This window comes from Streptomyces sp. B1866 (assembly GCF_031932565.1).
In the GTDB taxonomy this organism is placed as follows: domain Bacteria; phylum Actinomycetota; class Actinomycetes; order Streptomycetales; family Streptomycetaceae; genus Streptomyces.
Window position 1 is genome coordinate 1 of record NZ_JAVSCF010000580.1, and the last position, 640, is coordinate 640.

Sequence of the window (640 nt, forward strand, 5' to 3'; positions counted from 1 at the left end):
CGCGCCCGGCTCCCCGTCGGCCGGCGCGGCGGCGCGGCCGGGACGCGGCGTCCGCGCGTCCGCGGCGGCGGGCGCCGCCTTGCCGACCGGCGCGGGGTCCGGCAGCGCCCCGGGCGCGACGTCGGGCCCGATACCGGACGCGGCGCCGGACGCGGGCAGCGGCGCGCGGGCGCGTACGGCCGCCAGCAGGGCCCGTACGCCGAGCCAGGCGAGGTAGGCGGCCCCGGCGAGCCGGAAGGCGGCGTAGAGCGTGTCGGAGGCCGCCAGGACCGCCGACAGGCCGAGCACCGCCGCGCACGCGTGGACGCCTATGCCCAGGCAGCAGCCGAGGCCGGTGGCCCACGCGGCACGGCGGCCGGCGCGCAGGCCGTTGCGGATCACGAGCACCATGTCCGGGCCGGGGGTCACCGTTAGCAGGCAGACCACGGCGAGGAAGGCGGGCAGGCGGTCGGGCATGGCCCCTACCCCATCGGGTCGGAAGTCCGTTCGCAACACATTTTGTTCGCATGTCGGACAACGCGCCCTCATCGGCCGTCTCGCGCCCCAGCCGCTGCACCCCGCGCCGCGCCCGGCTCCCGCGCGCCCCACCGCGCTCCCGCGCGCCCACGCCTCCGCGCCTGCGCCGCCCGCCGCCTCGGCC

At 80.5% G+C, this 640-nt stretch carries 1 protein-coding gene; it reads right to left on the minus strand.

The window, feature by feature from the left end; translation table 11 throughout:
* The coding region (locus RKE29_RS30285) for a LysE family translocator (protein ID WP_312008901.1) at positions 1-456 on the minus strand (456 nt) is incomplete at its 3' end.
* Positions 457-640 lie beyond the last annotated feature (184 nt).